25 protein-coding genes and 3 pseudogenes are annotated in these 25368 nt (G+C 65.0%); 19 read left to right on the top strand and 9 right to left on the bottom strand.

The features are described 5' to 3' along the window. Position 1 precedes the first annotated feature (1 nt). Together ACX9MN_RS09030 and ACX9MN_RS09025 are read right to left on the bottom strand one after the other, a co-directional pair. On the bottom strand, positions 2–1516 hold the full coding sequence (locus ACX9MN_RS09030; protein ID WP_489724264.1) for a type IV secretory system conjugative DNA transfer family protein: 1515 nt from the start codon (positions 1514–1516) through the stop codon (positions 2–4). 853 nt (positions 1517–2369) lie between these two features. Then, on the bottom strand, positions 2370–2966 hold the full coding sequence (locus tag ACX9MN_RS09025; protein ID WP_489724263.1) for a recombinase family protein: 597 nt from the start codon (positions 2964–2966) through the stop codon (positions 2370–2372). A 264-nt stretch (positions 2967–3230) separates the two neighbouring features. On the opposite strand from ACX9MN_RS09025, the gene ACX9MN_RS09020 reads away from it, so the two are divergent. Together ACX9MN_RS09020 and ACX9MN_RS09015 are read left to right on the top strand one after the other, a co-directional pair. After that, the gene (locus tag ACX9MN_RS09020; protein WP_489724262.1) at positions 3231–3473 is read left to right on the top strand and encodes an AbrB/MazE/SpoVT family DNA-binding domain-containing protein; all 243 of its coding nucleotides are present in this window, start codon (positions 3231–3233) and stop codon (positions 3471–3473) included. After that, complete coding sequence (locus tag ACX9MN_RS09015) at positions 3470–3859, top strand: PIN domain-containing protein (protein WP_489724261.1); 390 nt, start codon at positions 3470–3472, stop codon at positions 3857–3859. Before ACX9MN_RS09020 ends, ACX9MN_RS09015 begins: the two co-directional genes overlap by 4 nt. 752 nt (positions 3860–4611) lie before the next feature. Here the strand turns inward: ACX9MN_RS09015 and ACX9MN_RS09010 are convergent. Further along, positions 4612–4899, bottom strand: coding sequence for a 2OG-Fe(II) oxygenase family protein (locus ACX9MN_RS09010; protein ID WP_052517036.1), 288 nt, complete (start codon positions 4897–4899; stop codon positions 4612–4614). Between the two features lie 294 nt (positions 4900–5193). On the opposite strand from ACX9MN_RS09010, the gene ACX9MN_RS09005 reads away from it, so the two are divergent. The 6 genes and pseudogenes from ACX9MN_RS09005 to ACX9MN_RS08980 form a co-directional block, all read left to right on the top strand. Beyond that, a complete protein-coding gene (locus ACX9MN_RS09005; protein WP_236012845.1) occupies positions 5194–5877 on the top strand; it encodes a MerR family DNA-binding protein in 684 nt (227 codons plus the stop codon). A 33-nt stretch (positions 5878–5910) separates the two neighbouring features. Then, positions 5911–8361: a heavy metal translocating P-type ATPase gene (locus ACX9MN_RS09000; RefSeq protein WP_489724260.1), complete on the top strand. Its 2451-nt coding sequence runs from the start codon at positions 5911–5913 to the stop codon at positions 8359–8361. Between the two features lie 14 nt (positions 8362–8375). Further along, complete coding sequence (locus tag ACX9MN_RS08995) at positions 8376–8723, top strand: heavy-metal-associated domain-containing protein (RefSeq protein WP_099957663.1); 348 nt, start codon at positions 8376–8378, stop codon at positions 8721–8723. Further along, on the top strand, positions 8720–9400 hold the full coding sequence (locus ACX9MN_RS08990) for a cytochrome c biogenesis CcdA family protein (protein ID WP_052517025.1): 681 nt from the start codon (positions 8720–8722) through the stop codon (positions 9398–9400). The genes ACX9MN_RS08995 and ACX9MN_RS08990 overlap by 4 nt, the downstream gene beginning before the upstream one ends. Positions 9401–9415: 15 nt before the next feature. Next, complete coding sequence (locus ACX9MN_RS08985; RefSeq protein WP_043075330.1) at positions 9416–9658, top strand: heavy-metal-associated domain-containing protein; 243 nt, start codon at positions 9416–9418, stop codon at positions 9656–9658. Next, a pseudogene (locus ACX9MN_RS08980) lies at positions 9655–10041 on the top strand (MFS transporter); the annotation flags it as partial. The gene ACX9MN_RS08985 and the pseudogene ACX9MN_RS08980, both read left to right, overlap by 4 nt. Before the next feature lie 48 nt (positions 10042–10089). Here the strand turns inward: ACX9MN_RS08980 and ACX9MN_RS08975 are convergent. The 3 genes from ACX9MN_RS08975 to ACX9MN_RS08965 all read right to left on the bottom strand — a co-directional run bounded on the left by ACX9MN_RS08975 (position 10090) and on the right by ACX9MN_RS08965 (position 14267). Then, on the bottom strand, positions 10090–13068 hold the full coding sequence (locus ACX9MN_RS08975; protein WP_012449407.1) for a Tn3-like element ISMpo10 family transposase: 2979 nt from the start codon (positions 13066–13068) through the stop codon (positions 10090–10092). Positions 13069–13072: 4 nt separating this feature from the next. Then, a complete protein-coding gene (locus tag ACX9MN_RS08970; protein WP_010339849.1) occupies positions 13073–13657 on the bottom strand; it encodes a recombinase family protein in 585 nt (194 codons plus the stop codon). A gap of 133 nt (positions 13658–13790) precedes the next feature. Next, the gene (locus tag ACX9MN_RS08965) at positions 13791–14267 is read right to left on the bottom strand and encodes a YkgB family protein (RefSeq protein WP_010339850.1); all 477 of its coding nucleotides are present in this window, start codon (positions 14265–14267) and stop codon (positions 13791–13793) included. A gap of 104 nt (positions 14268–14371) precedes the next feature. Here ACX9MN_RS08965 and ACX9MN_RS08960 point away from each other — a divergent pair, with 104 nt between their 5' ends. The 3 genes and pseudogenes from ACX9MN_RS08960 to ACX9MN_RS08950 all read left to right on the top strand — a co-directional run bounded on the left by ACX9MN_RS08960 (position 14372) and on the right by ACX9MN_RS08950 (position 17445). Continuing rightward, positions 14372–14914 carry a MarR family winged helix-turn-helix transcriptional regulator gene (locus ACX9MN_RS08960; protein WP_010339851.1) on the top strand — a complete coding sequence of 181 codons (543 nt, stop codon included), beginning with the start codon at positions 14372–14374 and terminating at the stop codon, positions 14912–14914. 70 nt (positions 14915–14984) lie between these two features. Further along, positions 14985–15782, top strand: a pseudogene (locus ACX9MN_RS08955) (MFS transporter); the annotation flags it as partial. 319 nt (positions 15783–16101) lie between these two features. After that, positions 16102–17445 (top strand): dihydrolipoyl dehydrogenase family protein, encoded by a 1344-nt coding sequence (locus tag ACX9MN_RS08950; protein WP_489724259.1) that lies wholly within the window; start codon positions 16102–16104, stop codon positions 17443–17445. Positions 17446–17448: 3 nt separating this feature from the next. Here ACX9MN_RS08950 and ACX9MN_RS08945 read toward each other — a convergent pair whose 3' ends face one another. After that, positions 17449–17877 carry a MerR family transcriptional regulator gene (locus ACX9MN_RS08945; protein WP_043075324.1) on the bottom strand — a complete coding sequence of 143 codons (429 nt, stop codon included), beginning with the start codon at positions 17875–17877 and terminating at the stop codon, positions 17449–17451. Between the two features lie 214 nt (positions 17878–18091). Between ACX9MN_RS08945 and ACX9MN_RS08940 the strand changes: the two genes are divergently transcribed. The 7 genes from ACX9MN_RS08940 to merB all read left to right on the top strand — a co-directional run bounded on the left by ACX9MN_RS08940 (position 18092) and on the right by merB (position 22988). Further along, positions 18092–19021 (top strand): Vgb family protein, encoded by a 930-nt coding sequence (locus tag ACX9MN_RS08940; RefSeq protein ID WP_489724258.1) that lies wholly within the window; start codon positions 18092–18094, stop codon positions 19019–19021. 109 nt (positions 19022–19130) lie between these two features. Then, on the top strand, positions 19131–19547 hold the full coding sequence (gene hisI / locus ACX9MN_RS08935) for a phosphoribosyl-AMP cyclohydrolase (RefSeq protein WP_043075325.1): 417 nt from the start codon (positions 19131–19133) through the stop codon (positions 19545–19547). A gap of 93 nt (positions 19548–19640) precedes the next feature. Beyond that, positions 19641–20045 (top strand): mercuric transporter MerT family protein, encoded by a 405-nt coding sequence (locus tag ACX9MN_RS08930; RefSeq protein ID WP_043075326.1) that lies wholly within the window; start codon positions 19641–19643, stop codon positions 20043–20045. A gap of 31 nt (positions 20046–20076) precedes the next feature. Beyond that, entirely contained in the window at positions 20077–20415 is a 339-nt protein-coding gene (locus tag ACX9MN_RS08925) for a cation transporter (RefSeq protein ID WP_043075327.1), read from the top strand. A gap of 19 nt (positions 20416–20434) precedes the next feature. Next, positions 20435–20698, top strand: a complete 264-nt coding sequence (gene merF, locus ACX9MN_RS08920; RefSeq protein ID WP_099957659.1) for a mercury resistance system transport protein MerF — start codon at positions 20435–20437, stop codon at positions 20696–20698. Then, positions 20695–22134: a mercury(II) reductase gene (gene merA / locus ACX9MN_RS08915; protein WP_099957658.1), complete on the top strand. Its 1440-nt coding sequence runs from the start codon at positions 20695–20697 to the stop codon at positions 22132–22134. The genes merF and merA overlap by 4 nt, the downstream gene beginning before the upstream one ends. Before the next feature lie 38 nt (positions 22135–22172). Beyond that, complete coding sequence (gene merB, locus ACX9MN_RS08910; protein ID WP_489724257.1) at positions 22173–22988, top strand: organomercurial lyase; 816 nt, start codon at positions 22173–22175, stop codon at positions 22986–22988. Here the strand turns inward: merB and ACX9MN_RS08905 are convergent. After that, positions 22985–23737 (bottom strand): IS6-like element ISMpo1 family transposase, encoded by a 753-nt coding sequence (locus ACX9MN_RS08905; RefSeq protein ID WP_048464881.1) that lies wholly within the window; start codon positions 23735–23737, stop codon positions 22985–22987. The two genes, merB and ACX9MN_RS08905, sit on opposite strands and share 4 nt — an antisense overlap. Positions 23738–23857: 120 nt before the next feature. On the opposite strand from ACX9MN_RS08905, the pseudogene ACX9MN_RS08900 reads away from it, so the two are divergent. Beyond that, positions 23858–24016: pseudogene (locus ACX9MN_RS08900) on the top strand (universal stress protein); the annotation flags it as partial. 326 nt (positions 24017–24342) lie between these two features. Here the strand turns inward: ACX9MN_RS08900 and ACX9MN_RS08895 are convergent. Continuing rightward, complete coding sequence (locus tag ACX9MN_RS08895) at positions 24343–24819, bottom strand: hypothetical protein (protein WP_489724256.1); 477 nt, start codon at positions 24817–24819, stop codon at positions 24343–24345. Positions 24820–25368 lie beyond the last annotated feature (549 nt).

The following is a 25368-nucleotide window of genomic DNA, read 5'->3' as shown; positions in this document are numbered from 1 at the left end:
GTCACGATTGAGTCGGTCCGATCGGTGGGGCGCCATCGAGCAGCCGCCTGAAGCGGGCATCGTCGTACTTGGTCTTGCGCAGCTTGAGCGGGTCGGTGGTGTAACGGCCGGAGTTCAGGAACACGATCGCATGGTCCTGGGTCTTGGATGCGAGTTCCGTCGGGGCCATCAACGCAACGGCGACGGGTACGTCCTGGATGTCGGGGCCGCCATTGCGGCCCGGACGTGAATCGACGCCGGTATAGATGCCGAGCGCATCCGACCAGTACCGGCACTCGTCGCGCTCGGCTCTCGACAGGTTGAACAGCATCAGAGCCTCGGCCGTGCCGAGGATTGTATCGGCGCCGGTGCGTTCATAGAGCTCGATCATCTGCGAGCGAGTCTGCCAGAACGTCCACAGCGACATGCCGTAGCCGGGCAGCTCGCCGACACCGCGCAGGATCGCATCGAAGGGGCCGAGTACGGCGGCCTCATCGATGATCGTAACGATGCGCTCGGAAACCCGCTCCGCTCGCACGGCAGCAAACGTGTCGGCGAGCAACCACCGGACGAAGGGTGCGATGATCTTCCGCCGGTCGTCGGCCGGCAGCACGATGAAGACGTCGGTATCGCCGCGGCACAGGTCGGAGAGCTCGAAGGTGTGATCCGTGACCACCTGCTGCATGCGTTCGTCGAGCGCCCAGCTGAACACCTGCGCGGCCGTCGAGAGGATCGCTCCGCGCGACCGATCGTCGGACGAGTCGAGAACCCCGATCGCATCGCGTGCCGCGGCATCGGTCCGACCTTGCAGAGCCGCTCGCAGGCGATCGGGATCGCGCAGTAGGTCGGCGGCCTCGATCACGTCGTGGCGGCCTTCACGGATCGATACGCTCAGCGCCGCGACGACGACCGAGACGGCGCGATCCTTGAAGAACTCGCCGCCATCGGAAGGTTGCACCCGGTCCGGCAGCAACGCACGGGCCATGCTCTGCAGATAGAGCACGTCGCCGGCATCCCGCTTGAGCAAGGGGTTCCAGCGATCCGCGCCTTGTGCGATGCCGACGGGATCGATGCACCGAACTTTGCGCCCCAGCGCTTCACGCCGGCGGCGCACGGCGCGCACGACATCGCCCTTGGGATCGACGACTACGACCGGGCCCGCCCAGGCACCGGGCTCCGGAAGGATGAGGTTGGGCAGGATCAGCCCGGATGTCTTGCCGGACCGTGGCGGCGCGATGGTGACGAGGTTACCCTCCACCTGGATGCGGACCGCCCCACCGGTTTCGGGATCGATGCCGAGCTCCAGCCCCTTGCGCATGCGGGCCAGATCCTGGGGAGCGGCCCACTTGGCATCGCCGTAGCGCTTCGAGCGATGGCGGAGCGGCACGAGCTTGCCGCTCATTAGAACAATGACGATGGCAACTGCCGCACCTGTAACAATCCCAGCCAGAGCAACGCGTCCGCCTCCGGGAAGGCCCTCCGATCGCCCGAGCATCATGTTGGTGTACGTTCTGCCGAGGCGCTGAACGAAGACCATGGTCGTCTCGCCCAGGTTCGCACCTTTCGGCGAGAACCAAGCTTGAGGCGTTCCTGGAACTGACGGCCACCCAGCTGGATCGACGCCATGGGTCGCGATGAAAGCCGCTGGATAACCAAACACAAGCATTGCCAACAAGATTAGGAAGGCGAAAATTGAGCGAGGAAGTAAACCAGTGCGATACATGCAAAAATTCTCTTTGAGCAGAAACTGTTACAAAATTTTATTGATATTTATTTATAAACCGTCAAAATTGTCAAATTAAACCAGAACATGGAGTTGGACAGGATTTTTAGAAAGCGAGCTGAGAAATGCCACCGAGATCCATCGCAGATCTGAAAGTCGAAACATGTCGCAATATTGAAAATGCCCGCAGGCGGAATCCAAACTACTCTCATTCAGTTGTATCGCAAATCATTACTCTATGTACAGACGTACAGTCGATAAGCGGTAATGTGAGCCGCTTAGACGCTCCGGAGGCAACTGGTGCGATCATCGAACTAGCGAGGTTGGTTAAATTCACTGAACTTCCCACGCATCCTCACGAGAAAATTTCAGTCCTATCCGAACTTAATACCTACCTGCAGACCGCAGCGCACGATAATAATTTGAGGCCTGCGATAACAGACAATGTACTATTATTGCTTAGGATTTTAATTTTCTATGCAAGTGAAGAAATAAATCCACAAATGCTAAGGCGGTACATCGAAGATTCTAATAGACTTGTCGTACATGCATGATAAATGTGTGACTTTGATTGCTATTTGACACTGATTATCAGCGGTCTTTGTCACCCTGGATCCTGGGCACCAGTGAGGTGTGAGCCCGGTGCCGAGCGCCGTGCGATGACCGCTCAGGCTGTCACGGTAGCAAGGGCAGCGGGCTGGCGCTCCAGGGTGCGGTAGACGGTCGGCCGGGAGATCGAGAACAGCTCAGCCAAGTCACTGATTGCGTAGTCGCCCGTGTCGTACATCCGGCGCAGCTCCTTCTGCTGCCGATCCGAGAGCTTAGGCTTTTTGCCGCGCAGCTTTCCCCTGGAGCGAGCCACCGCCATGCCCTCGCGCGTACGCAGCCGGATCAAGTCCGCCTCGAACTCGGCGAATGTCGCCAGGATGTTGAAGAACAGCTTGCCCATGGGGTCGGCCGGGTCATGCACGCTGGCGCCGAGCTGGAGCTTCACACCCCGGGCCGCGAGCGCGTCGCCGATCGCGCGCGCGTCCGGCACCGATCGGGCGAGCCGGTCGAGCTTGGGCACGACCAGGGTGTCGCCGCTCCGGACTGCCGCCAGCGCCTGGTCGAGGCCCGGACGCGCCCGGTTCGTCCCGGTGAAGCCCTTGTCCGTGTAGATGCGATCTGTTGCCACCCCAAGCTGGACCAGCGCTTGGTGCTGGGCCGCGAGGTCCTGCTTGTCGGTCGAACAGCGGGCGTAGCCGATCAGCACATGTGCCATGGGCCCGATTGTAACGTACAGGGCCCCTTCACCGCAATTTTTATCGTACCATTCTATTGAGACGCGGGCCGCGCAGGCGGATCGAGCCTTCGCGATTGGCTCGGCCGAGCGTCCGCTCACCGATCCCCTTGCGGACACAGCAAGGGGGCACGACGCATCCAGAATACCCCAGCATCGCGAGGAGATGGCGTCAGCCCATCATCCTGGCGTAAACCGGTGTTTTTGGCGTATATTCACTCGCATGGCGGACAGTGGAGGCGTCCCATGAAAGCTAAGGTGATGCCCGACGGGCGCGTGAGCCTGCCGGCCGATCTCCGCAAGCGGCATGGCCTCAGTCACGGGGGTGAGGTCATCGTCGAGGACACGGGCGACGCCATCGTGCTGCGGACGCTCGATCAGGTGGTCGCCCGGGCACAGGCTCTGAGCCGCAGGCTGGTCGGCGACACGGCAGGCGCGTCCGTGGCGGATTTCCTCGCCGACCGGGCCCGTGAGGCGGAGGCCGAATGACGGGCTTCGTCCTCGACGCGTCCGCGCTGCTCGCCCTTCTGCTGGCTGAGCCGGGCGCGGCTCGGGTCAAAGCTGGGCTCGACGGGTCCGTCATGACGACCGTCAATCTGGCTGAGGTGGTCAGCCACTACGCCAAACTCGGGGCTGCGCGCCCTGATATCGAGGCGCTGTTGCGTCCCTTGCCGATCCGATGGGCTGCCGTCGATGCCGCGCTGTCGTACGAGGCCGGCATGCTGCGTCCGCTCACGGTCGAGGGAGGCCTGTCGCTCGGGGATCGTTACTGCCTGGCCCTGGCCAAACGTGAAGGTCGGCCAGCGCTCACCGCGGAGCGGCGCTGGTCGATGATCGCTGAGGCGGCCGGCGTCGTGGTCGAAATGATCCGCTGAGGGCCGCGCTGAAGGACCAGGTCGAGTGCGGAGACGCGGGCGTAACCGATGAGCATGTCGGGATCGTGCCAAACCGGCGTTTGCCCGGCAATAGAAAAGCCGACGCGTTTTTCCGACGGAAACGGGGCTGTTTGAGACAGCTCGCAACCCGCCCCGTCAAACCGTCGGGAAACAGTCGATTTATCTACATGCGCGGCAGTGGGATTTGGAACGTTCTATGCGGTCAAGCATAATGGGATCGCCGTTTAGATGGGCCTAACGAGCCGACGCTGAACACGCATCAGCCCGATGAGGGACAGGATCGTAAATCCGGCTCCGGCAAGGAAGGTCATGGTGGGCTCGTACGAGTCCCAGACTGCACCGGCAACTACGCTGGATATAAGCATCGCGAGACCCCCGACGAGGTTTGTAAAAACCTGGACTTGATTAGACAGACAGTGTCAGCTTCACTTCCCTTCAGCCCGACCGAGAATGGCTTGGCGTGCGGTCACGCCCTCAAGCCCTGCGCCTGCGGCGCACCGCTTCGCGGCTTCGCGGCCCGACCGCCTGACCGAACCAAGCCAGAGGTTTTCGGGCCGAAAATGGCTTGCAGTAGGGGCACTACTCTCCCCTCGATCGCGCCTCAACCTGACACTGTCCGACAGATCAAGTCCTGACTTTCACACCTGCTTGCCCTTTACTCCAAGGTGTAGGGGCTCGGATGTTGTCATGGTCATTCCTCGCGAACTCCACCTACACCCGCTCAAAACGTCTCAGTCTTCCGCCCAAAGACGCAGCAGGTTGGCGCTGCACTTCGAGAGAAAGTCGAAGGCACCCGTCTTGCCCTCTCGGGTGAACAGATCGCGGCGCAACGTTTCCAGGTCGAACAAGATCTCGCGGTTCTCCGCACTGCGCACGTAGCTACGCGCCCAGCCCACCGCCGCAACCCGCATCCCACTCTCGACCGGCGCGACGCGGTGCAGGGTGGTCGAAGGGTAGATCACCATCGAGACGGCCGATAGCTTGAAGGGCTGCTCGCCAGCGCTCGTCTCGATGACCAACTCGCCCCTACGTAGCTCTCGGGCTCGGCCAGGAAGAGCGTGAAGGACACGTCGGTGCGCATACCCTGCATCAAGGCGTCGTCGACGTGGGTGCCGTACTGCTTCCCCTCGTCGTAGCATGTGTGCTGACTTCCTTGAAATGCATTTGGGCACCTCTGAAACTATACCCGAAACTGACGCGGTGTCGTTCCGGTCCTTGAGCAAGTAATCCCGCACCAACAGACGCCATCGCCCTCTGAAAGCCCCCTTGACTCTGTACCATGGTACGGACCGTAGGGTGATGGAGTGGTTACGATGACGGGAACGGCGATGAGGGATCTAACCATTGGGAAAGCGGCCCGGGACGCCGGCGTAGGCGTAGAGACCATCCGCTTCTACGAGCGTAAGGGCTTGATCGAGCAGCCAGCCAAGGGGGCCGGATACCGGACTTACGCACCTGAGGTGGTCGCCCGCATCCGCTTCATACGGCAGGCCCAGGGGATCGGGTTCTCCCTGAAGGAGACGCGGGAGCTCCTGGCCCTGCGCGCCAACCCGAACGCCGACTGCGCGGAGGTGCGCGCCCAGGCCGAGCATAAGATCGCCGTGGTGGACGAGAGGATCGCCGAGCTGCTGCGGGTCCGCGCAGCATTGGAGGCGGTCGTCGCCTCCTGCCCCGGGCACGGCGGCCTGGAGGGATGCACCATCCTGGAAGCCCTGGAAGATCCGAAGCACGGACCAGTGCCGTGCGGATGCGACGAACCGAGAGAGGACACCACCATGAAGACCGTCACCCTGAAGGTCGTGGGCCTGCGATGCGCGTCCTGCGCCGCCTCGGTCGGCTCGCTGCTGGACGCCCATGCCGGCGTCCGCAGCGTCGACGTCTCGTTCGAGGAGGGACGCGCCCGCGTTCTCTACGACCCCGCGACCACCAGCGAGGACCGCCTCGTCGCGCTGATCGAGAAGCGCGGCTTTCGCGTCGTGGCGCGCGACCCGGCCTGATCTGCTCATCCGACGTGGTCTGGAGACAACCCGATGGCCTCAGCGATGCTCGATCTGGAACCGCCGCTTTGGAGCGAGGAACCGGCCAGCCGGCCCGACCGAGCCCGCATCCGCGCCAGGATCGGCGGCCTGCACTGCTCGCTCTGCACAGGCACCATCGAGAAGGCGCTCGGCAGCCAGCGCGGCGTCGACCACGTCGCCGTCAGCCTGACGCACGAGCAGGCGCTCGTCGAGTACGATCCGGCCGTCGCCCGCCCTGCGGCGTTGCTCGGGATCCTGCGCGACATCGGCTACACGATCTCGGACCCGCGTAAGGTCCGGCCCTACGAGGAGGAGGAGCAGGACCTCGTCCGTGAGAGCCGCCGCTTCGTAGTCGCGGTCTCCCTGAGCGTCGCCTCCATCCCCATCATCGCGGATCCGACACTCGGCTGGATCGGCTACCTGCCCGCTCTGGTTTGCATCAGCCTCGGCGCGATGGTGTTCCTCGTCCTGAAGAAGACGAGCCTCGTGGCTGCCGTCGCCAGCACCGCCGGATTGACCGCGCTGGCGCTGGGCCTGCTCTACCTGAACCTGCAGGGCTACCTCACTAGGTCTGCACCCTGGCTCGTCGCGGCGCTAGCCGTGATCCTCGTCTTCGGGGTCGGGCGCCACATCCTGCACATGGCCTTCCAGGCCCTGCGCCGGGGCATCCTCAATCAGCATGCCCTGCTGGAGATCGGCGCCTTCGCGGGCATGGCCGGCGGCGTGATCGGGCTCGTACTCGACCAGCCGGGCTACCCGACGGCCCCGTTCTTCGCTGTCACGGTGATGGTCGTGACCTACCACATCTTTTCGGAGTGGCTGTCGCTCATCGTCAAGACGCGCAGCTCGCAAGCCGTCAAGCGCCTCCTGGACCTACAACCCGAGACTGCCCGCGTGGTCCGAGACGGCCTGGAGCAGAACCTTCCGCTGGAAGCGGTGACGGTTGGCGACCTCGTCCGCATCCGCCCCGGGGAGCGTGTACCCGTCGACGGCACAGTTGCCTCTGGGCGCTCCGCCGTCGACCAGGCCCTCGTGACCGGCGAGCCCATCCCGGTCGAACGCACCGAAGGCGACGCTGTCATCGGCGGCTCGATCAACGGCACCGGCACCCTGCTGGTTCGCGTGACGGCGGTCGGGGCCGGGAGCTTCCTGCAGAAGGTCATCCGCGAGGTCGAGGACGCCCGCGCCCTCAAGCCCGGCCTGCTCCATCTCGTCGACCGGGTGCTGCAGGTCTACACCCCGGCCGTGCTCATGGTGGCCGCACTCGCCTTCACGGGTTGGCTTACCGGCACCTGGCTCCTCGGTGGTGAGGCAGACGTCGCGCGGGCCGTGTTCGCGGGCCTCAGCGTCCTGGTGATGGGATACCCGTGCGCGGTCGGCATCTCGGCCCCGCTCTCCATCGTGCGGGGTGCCGGAGAGGCCGCTGGGCACGGCATCCTGATGCGGACGGGCGAGGCCTTCCAGGGCTACCGCCTCGTCGACACCATCGTGCTCGACAAGACCGGGACCCTAACCCAGGGCCGGCCCGTGGTTCGCGAGGTTGAGGCGTTTGCAGGCACCGAGGCCGAGCTCGTGGCCCTCGCCGCCGCGGCCGAAGCCTCCTCCGAGCACCCGTTAGCCCAAGCCGTGGTCAAGGCCGCCTTTGGGCACGGTGCCGTGCCTCCGGAGGTCGACGCGTTCGAGGCTATTCCGGGCAAGGGGGTCGTAGCCCGGATCGGGGATGGCGACGTGCTGGTCGGCAGCCCCGCCTTCCTTTCCGGCGAAGGTATCGACCTCTCGTTCGCCCGGCTCCGCATCGGTGCCCTGGAAGAGGCTGGGCGCACCGTCATCGTGGTGGGACGCGGCGGGCGCCTACTCGGCCTGCTTGCCCTCGACGACAGGCTACGCGCCGATGCCGTGCAGGCCATCGCGGCCCTGCGCAAGGAGAGCCTGCGGACGGTTCTCCTCACCGGAGACAACGAGCGGGCCGCACGTCGGATCGCCGCAGAAGCGGGCATCGACGAGGTCCATGCCGGGGTGCTGCCCGACGGCAAGGCCGAGATCGTTCGTGGGTTCCAGGTCTTGGGCAAGGTCGCGATGGTCGGCGACGGCATCAACGACGCCCCTGCGCTGATGCAGGCCAACGTCGGCATCGCCATGGGCGGCGGCACGGACATCGCCATCGAGGCCGCCGACATCATCATCCTGTCGAACCGCCTTGCAGCCCTACCGGTCGCTCGCCGGATCAGCCGCCGCAGCTACGCCAAGATGCTCCAGAACGTCTGGCTGGCCTTCGCCTTCAACGGGATCGGCATCCCGGTGGCCGCCACCGGCCTGGTCAACCCGATCTGGGCGATGGTCGCCATGGCTGTCAGCGTCACCGCGATCTTCCTCAACTCGCTTTGGGGACAACCGGGCCTCTTCCTCGGCGCGATCATGAACGTCGGTCACGTGCCCGAGGCGTCACGCAGCAACCTGACCTGAGAGGAGCTCACTCGATGAAAAACCAGCGTTCGGGCGTGGCCGCTGCGCTCTCCGCCGCCTTGATGTCGCTCGTGACGGCAAACCTGGCGCAAGCCGTCGAGGATCCGCCGCCCATGTCGGTGCGGGCCACCGGCCTAAAGGTCGCGACCATCCCGGTCGAAGGAATGGTCTGCCTTTCCTGTGCCGCCTCCATCAAGAAGGCCGTCAGGAAGGTCGACGGGGTCACCGACGCCGAGATCGACTTCGTCCACCGTTCGCTCCGCGTAACCTACGCGTCCGGAAAGGTCTTTCTCCTCGGCCGGGTGAGCACCGCCATCGTCGGCCTCGGCTATAAGCCCGGCACTCCGGTTCTCGAACCGTGACGCTCGAAGGACTGATCCAGCCGCTCGCGTCCGGCGTTGGCGGACCCGCGGCGCTGTGGGTCACCTTCCTGGCGGGGCTCCTGGCCAGCGCGGTCTGCCCCTGCACGCTACCGGTGGGGCTCGGCCTCGCCAGCGTGGCGAGCGCCTCCGAGGCCGGATCGCGACGCTCAGGGCTTCAGGTCGCCGGAGCCTTCTTCGCCGGAATCGTCCTGAGCCTCGCCGTTCTCGGAGCGGTGGCGGGCCATCTCGGCGCCCTGGCCACCGAGGCGTTCGGCAGGGGTTGGGCCCTCTTCATGGCCCTCCTCTCGTTCGCGTCGGCGCTGCTGGCGTTCCTGTGGCCCCGGATGCGCATCGACGGTCTCACCGCCTGGCGCCGGCCCGGCCTCTTCGGCGCCTTCGCCTACGGGCTGGTGTTCAGCGTCGGCACCTCGGTGGCGCCCCTGCTTCTCCTGCTTACGGTCGCCGCGTCTGACGGGGACCTGGGACGGGGCATCCTGCTCGCCTTCGTGTTCGGCCTCGGCCGGGGTCTGCCGTTCCTGGCCGCTGGGGTGGCCGGAGGGGCCGTCACGCGGCTGGCGCGCCTCGGCCTATGGGGCCGGACCCTGCAAATCTTCAGCGGCGGGGCCCTTCTCATGGTCGGCGCCTACTACGCCCAGGTCTACGCGGACCTTGTCTGAACCTTGGAAGTCATGATGAGCAACGACACGAACGCCCCTCTCACGGAGGTCACGCTGTCCGTGCCGGGCATGATGTGCGACGGCTGCGCCGAGAAGGTGCGGGACGCGCTCCTGGCCGTACCCGGCGTCCGGCAGGCGAAGTCCAGCGCCCGGCGCAAGCGTGCCTCCGTCCGCTTCGAGCCGTCCCGGGTCGGGCCTGCAGAGATCCGGTCGGCCCTCGCGGACAAAGGGTTCGAGAGCGAGGAGGCCCGGGCATGATGTCAGCGACACCCGACTTGCCGGATATCCAGCTGGAGCGCCTGCTTCGGCTGCTTGCGGCCGCCACCTTCGTCATCTTCTTCCAGGCGTTCATGGTCGCCCCGATCCTGCCGCAGCTCGGGGCGGCGTTCGGGACCTCGCCGGAGAGGGTCGGCCTGATCGTGCCGGCCTATCTGGTCCCGTACGGGGTGGCGACGCTGGTCTACGGCCTCCTGGCGGACCGCCTCGGCATCTGGCGCATCATGGCGGCCTCCCTGACGGCCTTCGCCGTACTGAGCGTCCTGACCACCACGGCTGGGTCCGTCGAGCAACTCGCGTTTTGGCGGGTACTGACCGGGCTCGGGGCGAGCGGCGTCGTTCCGCTGGCGCTCGTCCTCGTCGCCCGGCTTTTCCCCTACGGGGTCGGTACACAGAACGGACCCAGATATACGCTAAGGTTTTGCCGTGCCTTCGACGGCGCGCATCTGGCGAAGCGGTCTGAGCGCGGTGGATGGCGCATCGGGATCGGTCCAGAGGTAATCGCCGGTGAGATTGATATGCTGCCAACCGAGCGGTGATAGGTGTTGCAGCAGGTCCGGCGGGACCGGCCGGCCGAGGTTGGCGAGATGCATCCGGGCGGCTTGCAGGTAGGTCGTGTTCCACAGGACGATGGCACCGGCGACGAGGTTCAGCGCGCTCGCCCGATGGCTTTGGGCTTGCAGCGCATGATCGCGGATACGGCCGATGCGATGGAAGAAGATGGCGCGTTTCAGGGCATTTTCCGCTTCTCCCTTGTTGAGTTCGCGGGTGGCGCGGCGACGCTGTTCGGGCTGCTCGATCCAGTCGAGCGTGAACAGGGTACGCTCGACGCGACCGATCTCGCGCAACGCCAGTGCCAGGCCGTTGGCGCGTGGATAGGAGCCGAGCCGTTCCAGCATGATCGAGGCGCTGACGACGCCTGTGCGGATCGAGGTTCCCAGTCGCAGCACGTCGTCCCAGTGTGCCTCGATCAGACCTTCGTCGATGCGGCCCGCGACCAGCGGCGCAATATCGGGGCCGGGTTCGATGCCGTTAAACAGGTGCAAACGGCGTGCGGCGATATTCGGGATACGCGGCGCGAACCGGAACCCAAGCAGATGACATAGCGCGAACACATGGTCGGAGACGCCCCCGCCATCGACGTGATGCTCTTCGATGTGCAGATCGGCGCCGTGGTGGAGCAGCCCGTCGAGCACCTGTGCCGCCTCGCTCGCCGAAGCGGAGATAACTGTGGAATGGAACGGCGCGTAGCGATCCGAGACGTGGCTGTAAAAGGAGACAGCCGGCTCTGTCCCCTTGTGCGGATTGACTGCGCCGGTTGCCTGGGCGCGGCGGTCGAGCGGAAAGTTCTGACCGTCTGAGCTGGACGAGGTGCCGGACCCGAACAGCGCGGCCAGCGGCGCGGTGTGTTGGGCGTCGACAAGCCGGGCGAGCGCGCGACCGTAGGTTTCCTCGCGCAGATGCCATGAGGCGAGCCAACCGAGTTGGCGCTGGGTCACGAGATTGCAGGCTTCCGCCATGCGCGTATGGCCCAGATTGGTGGCATCGGCGAGCACCGCCGTGAGGATCGCACGTGGTTCATCCGCGGCACGGCCACTTTGCAGATGCGTGAAGCACTGGCTGAACCCGGTCCATCGATCGACTTCGGCAAGAAGGTCGGTGATGCGGATCGCGGGCAGATGCGCATAGAGCGGCGCAAGGGCGGTATCGGATTCCTCGGGAGTAATCGCCTTCAAGGGCGAAATCCGCAGCCTGCCCAAGCTGAGCTGCACGTCTTCCAGCGCGTCCGTCTCCGCCTTTCGCTCGACCTCGGCCAATCGACGGGCGAGGCGGGCGCGTCGTTCGGCCAGCCAGATATCGGCCGTATCCGGTGCCGGTATCGGCAAGGGGCCGGCCGCGCGCATGTTGGCGAATACGGGGGCAGGAATGAGTTGCTGCTCGACAGCACGATAGCGTCGGCTTCCCTCGACCCACATGTCGCCGGCGCGAAGCCGGTCGCGAAGCTCGACCAGCACGCACAATTCATAGATCCTGCGATCGGGAATGCCGGTGCCGATCGCCCGACGCCAAGCTTGCCGGATGAAGCCGACTGGCGTGCCTGCAGGCAATTTGCGCAGATGACCAAAATGAAGGTCGCGCATGATCGCGACCGCTCGCGCGAGCGCATGGCAGGCTGGCACCGCCCCGAATGTGAACGAGGCGATGAACGAGGGACCGACCTGTCGGAGGACGGGGTAATTGGTCGCGGCGACCGCGACGGGATCGACCGAATCGGGGCGGATCAGCTTGCGGGCTTCATCGACCTCGCGGCCGAGATCATTCCATCCGATCGCTGCCTCGACCGCAGCGCCGATATCGCCACCTGATATCTTGGCGGCGAGCAAGGCAGCGCCGAGTTGGGCAAGCAGCCGGATTTTGCCGTTGATGGTGCGCCGGTTGCGCTTGAGTGTCGTGTCCGCGCTGTTCTGTTCGCGCCGGAACATCTGCCCAAGCAGGCGATCGAACATCAGCACCGCATCGTCGGTGAGGGTAACGATGGTTTCGAGGATGGTCGCCACCAATGTGGCGCGACGCCGCGTCGCTTGCAGCGTCCGAACATGTTGCGCGGTCAGCCGCACGCCTTCCTGGCACAGGCGTCGGAGGCGCTCGGGATGGACGCCTACGGCGATATCCGGATCGATCCCGATGGCCCGAAGCAGTGTCAGTCGCTCGATGATGGCGGCGAATGTCTTTCGGCCGGGCTTGCCGGGTGACTGCCGCACCCAGGCCAGATCGCTCAAGTTCGTGCCTGTGTGGGGCAGGAGAAGCGCATCGAGCAGCCGGCGCTGTCGAGCATCGAGTCCTCGGGTCAGATGCTCGGCGACATGGCGTTCGGCATCGAGCAACGCCTGTGCGACCATCCGCTCGACCGAACTGATGCCCGGCACAATGATGCGCCGTCGCCGGCACTCATCCAGCATCACGCGCGCCAGCCTAGCCCCGCTGGTCGTCGTCAGCGCGATCGGCAGGAGCCATTCCTGCAACGTCGTTCGCAGCGGCCGACTGAGCGGCATGAAGCCGAATGCATCGCGCAGTGCATCGAGCTGTTCGTACCGGGTCGGGCCGCGCGTCGCGTAGTCGGCCAGCACCTCGGGTCCGACCTGCAATTGCTCTGCGACGAACGCGAGCGGCGTATCAGGGATCAGTTCACCGGGTCGCAGGAAACGGCCAGGATAGCGCAGCGCGCAAAGCTGGATCGCGAAACCCAGCCGGTTATGCGGTCGCCTCCGGCGGACGATGATGGCCAAGTCGTCCCGGCTCAATGTCCAGTGCTGGACGAGCAGGGTTTCGTCGTCGGGAAGCGCGAGCAACGCCGCGCGTTGCTCGTCCGACAGGACGGCGCGACGCGGCATCGGCTTAGACCTTGGCCGGTGCGGTCCAGCCGATCCGGGCAAGCGTGCCGAGAAGGGTCGAACGCGGCACCTTGAAGGTCCGGCAGACGGACGCCTTGCTGGCCCCGCCATCCAGCGCGGCGGTGATCCGCTCGAGCGTTTCGGCGTCGATCATCGGCGGGCGGCCACCTTGGCGTCCCCGGCGTTTGGCAGCAGCCAGTCCCGCCATCACCCGTTCGCGCGTGAGCGCACGCTCATATTGTGCCAATGCACCGAACAGCGAGAACAGCAATTCGCCGTGCGGCGTGGTCGTATCCATCTGCTCGGTCAGCGACCGGAACGCGATGCCGCGCGCCTTCAGATCGGTGACGATCGTCAGCAGGTGCGGCAGCGAGCGTCCGAGCCGGTCGAGCTTCCACACGATCAGTGTGTCGCCCGCGTTCAGATAGTCGAGGCAGGCTTTCAGGCCTGGTCGGTCGTCGCGCGCGCCGGATGCCTTGTCGGTATGGAGATGCCGATGATCGACCCCGGTTGCGACGAGCGCGTCCCGCTGGAGATCGACCGTTTGGCGGTCATCGGTCGTTGACACCCGCATATATCCGACCAGCATGTACGACAAACCCTCGAAAGCATGTTTTCGAACACCCTATCAAAGCGACAGGGTTTGTCGATCGTTATGGGCTGAGGCGGGTATGGTTCGGCAAAAGCGCAGGTCCGGAGCGTCGCCTATCACCTGTTTGCCGTCACGCGTCTGCTGTCCGTATGGACGCAAGTAGAAGGCACGCTGATGCCGCAAGAAGCACCAGGTCCTTCAACAGGAACTGTCCGGTTCCGGCCGAAATCGCCGGGAACCCGCCAGCGGTCGGCTCGGCGACGCCAGGCGTGCTCAGGAAAAACGTCAGTGTCACGGCATAAGTCAGGCATGACATCGCCGCGCCGAGAGCGGAGGCCGTCTTGTTGAAAGCACCGATAATCAGCGCAGCGGCCGTCGCGAGCTCGACGGTGCCTATAAAATAGCTTCCACCCTGCACCCCAAAAACGGCCGGAATCCAGCTCATGATCGGACTGTTCTTCATCAATGGCGCGATGCCCATCGCTTCATAGCTCGTGAATTTCATGCAACCGAACCAGAGAAAGATGACCACCAGCGCCCAGCGCAGCAACGCGAGAGACCCGCGAGAGCCGGTCGTCTTTTCAGCTATGTGTAATGTCGAAAACATGGTGCCTCGCTTTCATCATGGCGCATGACCTGCCTTCATGCTTAGACAGGCGTGATATATGCGCTGCGCATACACTATGCGCCGTCAATGAATGAGGCAACCCTTTGAACGTACTCTCGGACCGGCTCGTCAATCTGTTCGGCGCCCTCGCAGTGGGCATCACCGATCGAATTAAGAAGGCGGCATTCGACCCGACGATACCCGGCGGTGGCGAAACCACCGCGGCGATCGTCGTCATCGGTCACGCGACCGGTCTTTCGATCGACGAATTAGGACGGGTGCTAGGCTTGTCCCACGCGGGGACGGTGCGGCTTGTCGATCGATTGGTTGCAGCCGGGTTCGCCGTTCGATCCAAAGCGCTACGGGACCGTCGTGCAGTAGCGCTGATGCTCACTGAGGCAGGCGAGACTCGCCTATCTGCGATCCTGCAACGAAGAAACGAGACTTTATCCGAAATCCTTAGCCATGTCTCGAATGCTGACCGCCTCGTGCTGGAACGTATTGCCGAGACAATACTTGCGCAGATGTCTGACGACGCTGTCTCGGCGCTGACGATATGCCGGCTCTGCGACGAGAGGCGATGCTACAACTGTCCGATGGATGCCTTTGGAATGCTGGAGTCGTCGACGCATAGAGTCGACCCATAAGTGCGCGCAGAGACGCTTAGCGTATATCTGTGCCCGTTCTATGTCCTGACCCCCCTACGAGCGACGCGGGCGCCCCCTCGGCTGGCTCTTCGGCGCCATGGCCGGCGGCATGGCCTTCGGATCGACCTTCGGCGCGCTGCTCGAACCCTATCTCGGATGGCGCGGCCTCTTCCTGGCCGTCGGGGCGGCAGGGGCGGCGATCCTGTTCGTTCTCATACCGGCCCGCGGAATCATCCCAGGCGCAACGTCGAACGCGGCAAGCCTCGGTATGTTGGTACGCGGGTATCGGGATCTTCTGGCTTCCTCACGCGGGCGGCGCACCTACGCCACCGTCCTGCTGAACTCGATGTTCCACTCCGGCGTGTTCACCTGGCTCGGGCTGTATTTCGAGCGACGCTACGGCCTAGGTCCAATGGGGGTCGGCCTCGCCCTCTTGGGTTACGGCATTCCTGGGCTCCTGCTCGGCCCGTTCATCGGCCGGATGGCAGATCGGCAGGGCCGCGGCCGCCTCCTGCCGCTTGGGCTCCTCCTGGGTTCGCTCGCGGCGGCGGCGCTGATCCTCGACGCGCCCCTGCTCCCGGCGGCGCTGGCGGTGACGGTCCTATCCCTCGGCTACGACATGACCCAGCCCCTCCTCGCCGGCATCGTCACGGCGTTCGGCGGCAAGCGCCCGGGGCAGGCCATGGGCCTGAACGTCTGTCTCCTCTTCGTCGGGTTTGGAGTGGGCAGCCTGCTCTTCGGCTGGGCGCTTCGCTACGACTTCGGGATTGCCCTGGCGCTGTTCGCGGCCGCGGAACTGGCGCTTGCCATCACCGCAATCCGGCTCTTCCGAGCAGAGACCCGGCCAGCCACGGAAGCCCGAGGATAACGTGTCTCCCTGCCTTACGCCCTTTAAATCCTGAACACGGGGTCGTGGCACGAAATGATAGGCAGGTGCAGAACGTTGTCGGCCCTGCTTCGATCTCGCGAGCGTTCGCAGACACGGGGCGGGGCGACGATGACGATGCGGGCCGACGTCTGCGGACCTCAACCAGAGCCGGGCGCACCCGCCGACCGACAAGAGAAAGGCCGTGACCGAGGCCTTGAGAACGTCGATGACGGTGTCCAGCGCAAAAGGCAGAATGTAATCGCCCGGAACCTATACCAACTCCAGATTTGTTGTCCTTCAGAATGCTGGAGGACCCGACATGAAAATCTATGATCTCGCGATCATCGGCACCGGCACGGCGGCCATGGTCGCGGCCATGCGTGTTCGTGGTGCAGGCTGGAATGTCGCCGTGATTGACCACAAGCCATTCGGCGGCACCTGCGCACTACGGGGCTGCGATCCGAAGAAGATGCTTATCGCGGGAGCCGAGGTGATGGACGCCGCAGGGCGAATGCGCGGTCATGGCATCGTCGGAGATGTGCGGATCGACTGGCCTGACCTGATCGCCTTCAAGCGCACCTTCACAGATCCGGTGCCGGTGAAGAACGAGCACCGGTATGCCGACAAGGACATCGACACTTTCCACGGCGAGGCCCGGTTCACGGGCCGCACCACGCTCGATGTCGCCGGAACGGCGATCCAGGCACGGCACATCCTGATCGCGGCTGGGGCAGTGCCGGTGCCACTCGGCATTCCTGGCGAGGAGCATCTGGCGACGAGCGAGGAGTTCCTTGCTCTGGAGCACCTACCGTCTCGCATCGTCCTTGTCGGTGGCGGCTACATCGCGGCCGAGTTCGCGCGCATCGCGGCACGAGCCGGGGCACAAGTCACGGTGCTTCAGCGGGGAGAGCGGATGCTCCTGCAGTTCGACCCCGATCTCGTCGGTTGGCTCATGAAAGCGTTCGACGGGATGGGCGTCGATGTGCGCACCCGGACGACCGTCACGGCGATCCAGCGGGCTGGTGACATCTTCCGGGTCGAGGCATCCTCCGACGCGGGCCAGGAGACCTTCGAAGCCGATCTCGTCGTCCACGCAGCCGGGCGCAGGCCCGCGCTCGACAAGCTCAATCTGGCCACCGCCGATGTCACGGTCGAGCACGGACGGCTCAAGCTGAACGAGTACCTTCAGAGCGTCACGAACCCCGCGATCTACGCGGCCGGGGATGCCGCGCTGGTCGGGCCGCCGCTTACGCCCGTGTCGAGTCACGATGCGAAGGTCGCCGCCGCCAACCTGCTCGAAGGCAATCACGCGAAGCCGGACTACACGGGCGTGCCGAGTGTCGCCTTCACCTCGCCTCCCATCGCAGCGGTCGGCATGTCGGAAGCCGCAGCTCGGGAGAGCGGCCTGCGCGTCCGCATCAAGTCCGAGTTCACCTCGGGCTGGTTCACGGCGCGGCGCGAAGCCGAACGGGTCTACGGCTACAAGACGGTGGTCGAGGAAGGGACCGGGCGCATCCTGGGAGCCCATCTCGTTGGCCCGCACGTGGACGAGACCATCAACGTCTTCGCCCTGGCGATCCGGCATGGGCTGACGGCCGACGATCTGAAATCCACGATGTTCGCCTATCCAACCGGATCCTCAGATATCGGATACATGCTGTGACGCTCACCCCGAGTGATCGATCATGTCGAGCACAGGGCATTCGGGAGCCGCTTCACCCGAGCACTGGTCGATGGTCCTGGTCAGGAGCCGTTCGAGCCGGGTCAGGTCGGCGATCTTCGCACGCACCCGGTCGAGGTGATGCACCGCGATTTCCTGCACCTCGCAGCAGGACGCCTTGCCGGGCTGACGCAATTCAAGGAGCGCCCGAACCTCTTTGGGGTTGAGGCCGAGTTCGCGCGCACGCCGGATGAAGGCCAGGGTGCGCACATGCTCGGTATCGTAGGACCGATGCCCCCCTTCGGTGCGTGGGGGACGGGGGAGCAGGCCCACCTTCTCGAAGTACCGGATCGTCTCGATGTTGACGCCGGTGCGCTCCGAGAGCGCGCCGATAGTCAAGGAAGCAGGCCCTCGTGTCGCTGGTAGCGCACCCATCGAAATTTACCTTGAAGCTGTAGTTGGTACAGATGTTACGCCCTCTGCGGTTCGAGGGAAAGCCATGTTCGAAGCAATTAATCATGTCATCCAAGCAGCGCGCCGATTGGCCCCGACGGCCGCCCCTGACATCGCGTGTTTCGGCGCTCGGATGCTTCGCCTAGGAAGCCTCTATGCCGCTTTGGTCCTGACAGCCCCGGCGAGTGCGGAAGGCGTGAAGCTTTTCGAGGTTCCGACCCCGAATAGCTATCCAGAGAGTGTCGCCGTCGGACCCGGCGGCGCCATCTGGTTCACGGAGAAGCAAGGCAACAAGATCGGACGTCTCGCGCCCGACGGACAGTTGAACGAGTTTTTTATCCCCACGCAGGACAGCCGGCCTCAGGACATCGTTTTGGGTCCTGACGGGAACCTGTGGTTCACGGAGAACCGCGGCAACAAGATCGGGCGCATCTCGCCCGCGGGCGAAATCGCGGAGTTCCCGCTATCGGAACCTGCGAGCTATCCCTTCGGCATCGTGATGGGTTTCGATGGTGCCCTATGGTTCACCTTGTCCGGTACGAACCGGATCGGCCGGATCACGGTCGATGGTCAGGTTACCGAGTTTGGGCTCGGCAAGACGCTGACCCCTTACGGCATCACGGCCGGCCCCGACGGCAATCTCTGGTTCACGGGCTTCAACAGCAACACCATCGGCCGGATCACGCCGACCGGCCAAGTCTCGGAGTTCCCGCTCCCGACCCTCGACAGCGCGCCGCAGAATATCGTTGCCGGCCCCGACGGGAGCCTCTGGTTTACCGAAGCCGCCGTGGACGGCGTCGGTCGGATCACGACGGACGGCAAGGTGACCGAGCTCGCGCTGCCATCGTGCCTGCCTGGTTCTCCTTCGGAGGATGGCCGTCCCTCGCGTTGCACCAGCACGAAGTCTCCCTACGGCATCGCGTCGAGCAAGGACGCCCTGTGGGTGACGCAGCATTGCGGCGGAAGGCTCAGCCGCCTCACGCCAGACGGACACTTCAGCGAGGTCGGGCTGGACGGGCTGCGAGCCCCGAACGGGATTGTGGTCGATCGGGACGACACTGTCTGGTTTGCTCTCGCGCGCTCGAACGGCATCGGCCGCCACCGGCCCAAGAACGACGGGAAATGAGCGTTGTTTCCAGGTTCCTCACTGACTCGTTTCGGGCCCCCCCGCCCCGGGCATGAAAACTCGCGTCAGCCCAGATGGCCGAGAACTCGCATCAGAGAACAGATGTTGCATGTCCGGCCATTCTGAGATCCAGGCTCGCGAGGAAGGCTTGGCGCTCACTCCGCGGTCCGACGGCGCCGGGCTTCTTCCGGCCGTCGTCACCGACGCGGTGTCCGGAACCGTGCTGATGCTCGCCTGGATGAACGCCGAGGCGCTCGGCAGGACCATCGAGACGGGCGAGGCTTGGTTCTGGAGCCGGTCCCGGCAATGTCTCTGGCACAAGGGCGCAACGAGCGGGCAGGTCCAACGCATCCAGGAGATCCGGGTCGACTGCGACCAGGACACCATCTGGCTGAGGGTTCGGATGTCCGAACAGGCGGGCTGCTGCCACACCGGCCGTTCGAGCTGCTTCTACCGTCGCGTCGTGAGCGGGCCGATGCTTGCCCTCGACCCGGTCGCCCTCGGACGCCCTGCGGAACAGTCCTGAAGCTCTTCGGACGAGGGCGAGTGAGCTTCCGAAATTAGCTCTTGCACCTGTAGTTACTACAGGTCGTACACTCTCACGGTGAGGGAAACTCTGATGGACAAATTGGCTGGCACGGCTCCTCGCGGAAACGCGGTCGTACCGAGGAGCGAAGGGGGACAGAAGGGACAGAAGCTCGCGGTCGTCGGCGGTATCCTCGCTGCGCTCGGCGCCTCCTCGTGCTGCATCCTGCCGCTCGTGCTCTTCAGCCTCGGCGTGAGCGGGGCCTGGATCGGCAACCTGACCGCGCTCGCCCCCTACCAACCCTTCTTCATCGCCACGGCGGTCGCGTTTCTTGGTTTTGGCTTCTGGCGGGCCTACCGCCGACCCGCGACGTGTTCAGATGAAGGTTCTTGCGCGCGGCCAGGCTCCAGCCGGGTCGCCCGGATCGGGCTCTGGGTGGCCGCCGCGCTCATCCTCGCGGCTGTGACCTTCCCCTACACCGCGCCTCTGTTTCTCTGACCTTCACCGCCACGATCGAAGGAGACCACCCATGAAAACCTTGCTCCGTGCCACCTTCGCCGCATCGATCCTGATATCGGCCAGCGCTGCCTCCGCCGCTCCTCGCACGGCCATTCTCGACGTGCAGAACGTGAGTTGCGTGACCTGCGCGCCCATCGTCAAGAAGACGTTGTCACGTCTGACCGGCGTCACCCAGGTGGCAGTGGTCGAGCACGGCGGCGCGGCGACGGCGACCGTCACCTTCGACGACGACAAGATCACAGCCGAGGCGCTCTCCCAGGCAACCACCGGTGCCGGATACCCATCTTCGGTGAAGGAGGTGAGGAACGCGAGTGCGGACACCACGGGCAGCACCGCCCAGGCGCGCTGAGCGGTGGGGTAGCTTCGTCATGGAAGACCGCATCCTTGTACGAACCGGCATCGCCGGCGCCGTTGTGGCCGCGCTTTGCTGCGTGACGCCCTTCTTGGCGGTTGGTCTCGGTGCGGTCGGGCTCGCGGCCTGGGCTGCCAAGGCCGATTACGTCCTGATCCCAGTGCTCGTCGCCTCGGTCGGCTTGGTCGGGATCGGACTCTATCGACGAAACACATCAAAGAGCCCGGCGGCATCCGATTGCTGCGACGCGGACGATGACACACGAAAGCTGAAACCATGAGCGATTGCTGCAACACTCAGCGCGAGAGCGACGGCAAGGGCCGCTACGACCTCGTCGTCGTCGGCGCCGGGTCGGCTGGGTTCTCGGCCGCGATCACGGCGGCCGAGCAGGGCGCACAGGTCGCCCTCATCGGATACGGGACGATTGGCGGCAGCTGCGTGAACGTGGGCTGCGTCCCGTCGAAAGCCCTGATCCGGGCTGCGGAAGCCGTGCATCACGCCAACGCCGCCAGCACCCGCTTCGAAGGCGTCCAGGGTGAGGCGCGGGTGGTCGACTGGCGTGCACAGGTTGCCCAGAAAGATGCTTTGGTCGAGGGCCTGCGGCATGCGAAGTATGCCGACCTTCTGCCGGCCTACAACAACGTGGCCTACCACGAGGGCGAGGCGCGCCTGGTCGAAGGCGGGGTCGAGGCCGGTGGCCAACGTTTCTCCGCGGACCGCATCATCATCGCCACCGGTACACGCCCGGCCCTACCAGCCATATCGGGCATCGCGGAGGTGTCGGCTCTCGACAGCACGGCAGCTCTTGCGCTGACTCAGCTGCCGCGTTCGATGATCGTATTGGGCGGCGGTTACATCGGTGCGGAGCTTGCGCAGATGTTCGCACGGGTCGGGGTCGCGGTGACCCTTGTATTCCGCAGCCGGCTTCTGCCCGAGGCAGAGCCTGAGATTGGCGCGGCGCTCGCCGGCTACTTAGCGGAAGAAGGCATCACGGTCCTGGGCGACCTTGCCTACGAGGCCGTGCGCCGAACGGAGGAAGGCGTGAGCCTCACGGTCCGACGAAACGGACGCAGCGAGACGGTCACGGCCGAGCAAATCGTCGTCGCGACCGGGCGTTCGGCCAACACCGAGAGCCTCGGCCTCGCGGAAGCGGGTGTGGCCCAGACGCCGACGGGCGCCATCGTGGTCGATGACCGCATGCGCACCTCGAAGCTGGGCGTCTACGCGGCGGGTGACGTGACCGGCAAGGACCAGTTCGTCTACATGGCGGCCTACGGCGCGAAACTGGCCGCCAAGAACGCCCTCAACGGTGACAGCCTGCGCTACGACAACAGGGTGATGCCGGCCGTGGTGTTCACGGACCCGCAGGTCGGAAGCGTTGGGCTCACTGAAGCCCAGGCCCGTGCTGCCGGGCACGACGTTCGCACTTCGGTGCTCTCGCTCGACAATGTGCCGCGGGCGCTTGCGGCTCGTGACACGCGCGGTCTGATCAAGCTCGTCGCCGACCGGGGGACCCGCAAGCTTCTGGGAAGCCACATCGTAGCACCCGAGGGGGCCGACAGCATCCAGACCGCCGCAATGGCGATACGCGGTGGGCTCACGATCGACGATTTGGCCGAGACGATCTTTCCGTATTTGACCACGGTCGAGGGCCTGAAACTCGCGGCTCAGACCTTCGATCGGGACGTGAAGAGGCTTTCGTGTTGCGCCGGTTGATGCCGGGGCAAGACGCTTGCGCGGGCGACGGAGACGGAATGGTCGCAAAAGCGGAAGAGCTCGCGACCGAGATCAGGCCGGGCGTGGTGCGGCCGGACTGGTCCGCCGTGACAACCCCGGCCGCCCGCAATGCGCTGAGCGGGCGTATGTCGGCACGTGCTGGCCTGCTCGACAAGTGGTCGCACGCCCTGGATCCCGACGAGGATCTGGTGTGGCGGAATATTTTAAAGCGATACGCCACCATGGGCCGGCCTCCCCAAGCGGCGGACCTTGCCGGCGATACGGGCATCCCCAGTGACCGGGTCGGCGCATTGCTGCGCAAGCTGCAGTTGCGCGACCTTGTCGGCCTCGAAAACGAGTCCGATAAGATCCGGCACGCCTACCCGTTCACGGAAAGCGAAACCGGGCACCGGGTTGGTTTCGGTCGGCATGTTCTCAGCGCCCTTTGCGCGATCGACGCGCTTGGCGTTGGGGACATGTATCGGACGGACATCAGGGTCCAGGCGCAGTGCCGATCCTGCGGGGAGACGATCAGCGTCGTCACGACGGACCAAGGCCGCAAGCTGGGCAGCGTCGCTCCTGCCGGGGCGGTGATCTGGTACGACTTTGCCTACGGCGACAGCGCGGCCTCCTCTTGCTGCCCGTCGATCGCGTTCTTCTGCTCGGACGAGCATCTCCGTCGCTGGCTGGAAGGGCAGGAGCCGGCAAGGGCCGGAGTTCGGCTGAGCATGAACGAGGGGTTGGAACTCGGTCGCGCGATCTTTGCCCCGATCCTCAGGGAGCCCGTGTCCGCGCGGGCCTGTCGCAAGCCGTGCCGTAGGCCGCAGCAGAGGCTAGATCTGTCTCGTTTTTAGGCTCTGTTAACCGCCTGAAGGCCGAAGCAGACCCCGAGCAGTCGGTTCTGCTCGCGGATGGTCCATGCGCCGGCAAAGCCGAAGCCCTTGCGCAGCCACAGCATGGCCTCGAACCCCTGGATCGTGCGCCGGGCAGTGCGGAAGGACTGGAAGCCGCCGATCCGGGGCATGTTCTTCTTGACCCGAAAGTGGTCGCTCTCAATGCCCTGCTGCAGGTGCTTGGTCACATAGTGGAGCGGCGCGCGGGGTAGAAGGCCGTCGTTCCTCGCAGCCAAGATGGCGGGTGGATAGGTGCCGGCGCCATCCGTGCCGATGCGATCCGGGGCGAGCAACGGCTGATCCTGCAGCATCTTGCGGAAGAAGCGCTTGGCGGCATCGAGATCCCGATTGGCGGTGAGCAGGAAATCGACTGGATTGCCGTGCTTGTCGATGGCCCGGTAGAGATAGCGCCACTCCCCCCGCACCTTGATGTACGTTTCGTCGATGCGTACCGAGCCGCAGTGCGGTTTGCGGAACTGCCGCAACCGCTTTTCGATCAGCGGCGCGTAGGCCAAGACCCAGCGGTTCAGGGTGGAGTGGTCCACATCCATGCCGCGTTCCAGGAACAGCTCCTCGATGTCGCGGTAGCTCAGCGGGTAGCGCAGGTACCAGGAGACGGCCTGGACGATCAGGGCAGCCTCATAGTGCCGGCCCTTGAAGTCAGCCTTGGCACGCTGCTTCAGCTTCGCGGCGATGGCGGACAGGATCATGGGGTGGCCTCCGGGACTGGAGGCACCATGCGGGCTGCATGGTCAACGCGGGGTAAACGCTGCGGGTTTGCGACAGGCCCGGTGAACGCGACCACACGCCTGTCCGAAGTGTCGAGCCGGACCGTCGCCGAGGAACTGCAGAAGGCGGCGGTGGAGGCTGAGGCGGATCTGATCGTGACCGGCGCCTACGGTTACAGCCGCCTGCGGGAGTGGTTCTTCGGCGGGGTCACGCGCAACCTCTTGGCCGAGGCGTCGGTCTGCTGCCTGATGAGCCACTGAACGAAGCGCATGCCGGGGGCCGATCCGGGCAATCCACGCGACCCGGGCCGACCCGCCCGGGAATTCCCGCCGCCCTTCCCGACGCATCCGCCGGTGCCGGGGCAGAGCCCGCGTCCAGAGCCCTTGGGCGTGCCGCCCTCGGAACCGGACGACGTGCCACCGGCGAACGAGCCTCTCGGCTTTCCGGGCGGGATGCCGCCCGAGATCGTGTCCTGACCGACCGCAGGTGTGCGCGTCCCGGCTTTCTACCGGATACGCAAGTTCTACAGTTCGCCTTCGCACGAGAGACCGTCAGGCCTCCTGTCGAGCCCCTCTGCCGTGACCGCTTAACGGGCGCTGGACTGGAATTGCTGGTTCGTGAACGGCAGGTTGGTCGGAGTCTGGATACGGATGAACGCGACACCGCCGGCAGCATGGCAGGCGTTGCATGCCGTCGTCAGATCGGTGAAGGCGGATTGAAGACCCGATGAGTCTTTCCGTTTGGCCGCATCTTTCATACGGACGATGATCCGGCCGGCGCTCGTCACGAGTTCGACCGGAATATCCCTGTACAGCATGGCCGCGGCGGTGAGGTCGTCCGCGATGTGATTGAGTTCGTAATCGGCCAAGGCCCAGTCCTGCGCACGTCCCGCGAACCAGATCTTGGCATGCCGGGCCTGGATCAGCAGCATTATATTCCCGAGGCTCAACTGAGAGTAGTTGGGCGGCGATGCGGAGGAAGGCTGCGCGAACGGGGACGGCTGGCTCTCGGCGACGGTGCAGAAGACGACGCTGCAGAGAAAAACGGCGGTGGCTCGCTTCATGATGATCGGTCTCCGAGGGCAGGGAAGAGGCGGGATCGGCAGTACGGACGCGGTTGGAACTCTGGCATGCCTGGGTGGCCCGTCCGAATACCCTCGGACAGCGCCTCGGCAAGGTCGGTGACTGGATTTCGCGTGTGCAGATCACGGAAGCGGGGCGCTTCTGCCCGAGGACTCTCGCCCGTGCGGCCGACCGCGTTGCAGCGGGCACAATGGGTCTGCACGAAGGTGCGCCCGCGCTGGAGATGGGGATCCTCGGCCGCCTCGGACGACCCGGCGCAGAGAGTCAAGGCAGAGAGTCAAGATTGAGAAGAGGCCTGCTCCAGCCAGGGCGGAGGTGGAAACGCGCATGCAGGTCTCCTGCAGATCGATGGAACGCGACCAAGGTCTCAGAGTCCTCATGCGGCGGAGCGAGTTCCCCGCGATCCGTTGGATGAGCTCTCGGCGCATGGTCGCACGAGGAGGTGCGCTGCCGAGCGAGACGCGGTGGACGGGCCGGGCAAAGGAAGTGCAACTCAGCCTGAGCACGCGTTCATAGCAATCAAACTTGCC

This window comes from Methylobacterium sp. 1A (assembly GCF_058072805.1).
Note: the sequence above shows the minus strand (reverse complement) of the source record. Positions and strands in the feature narration are given on the sequence as shown.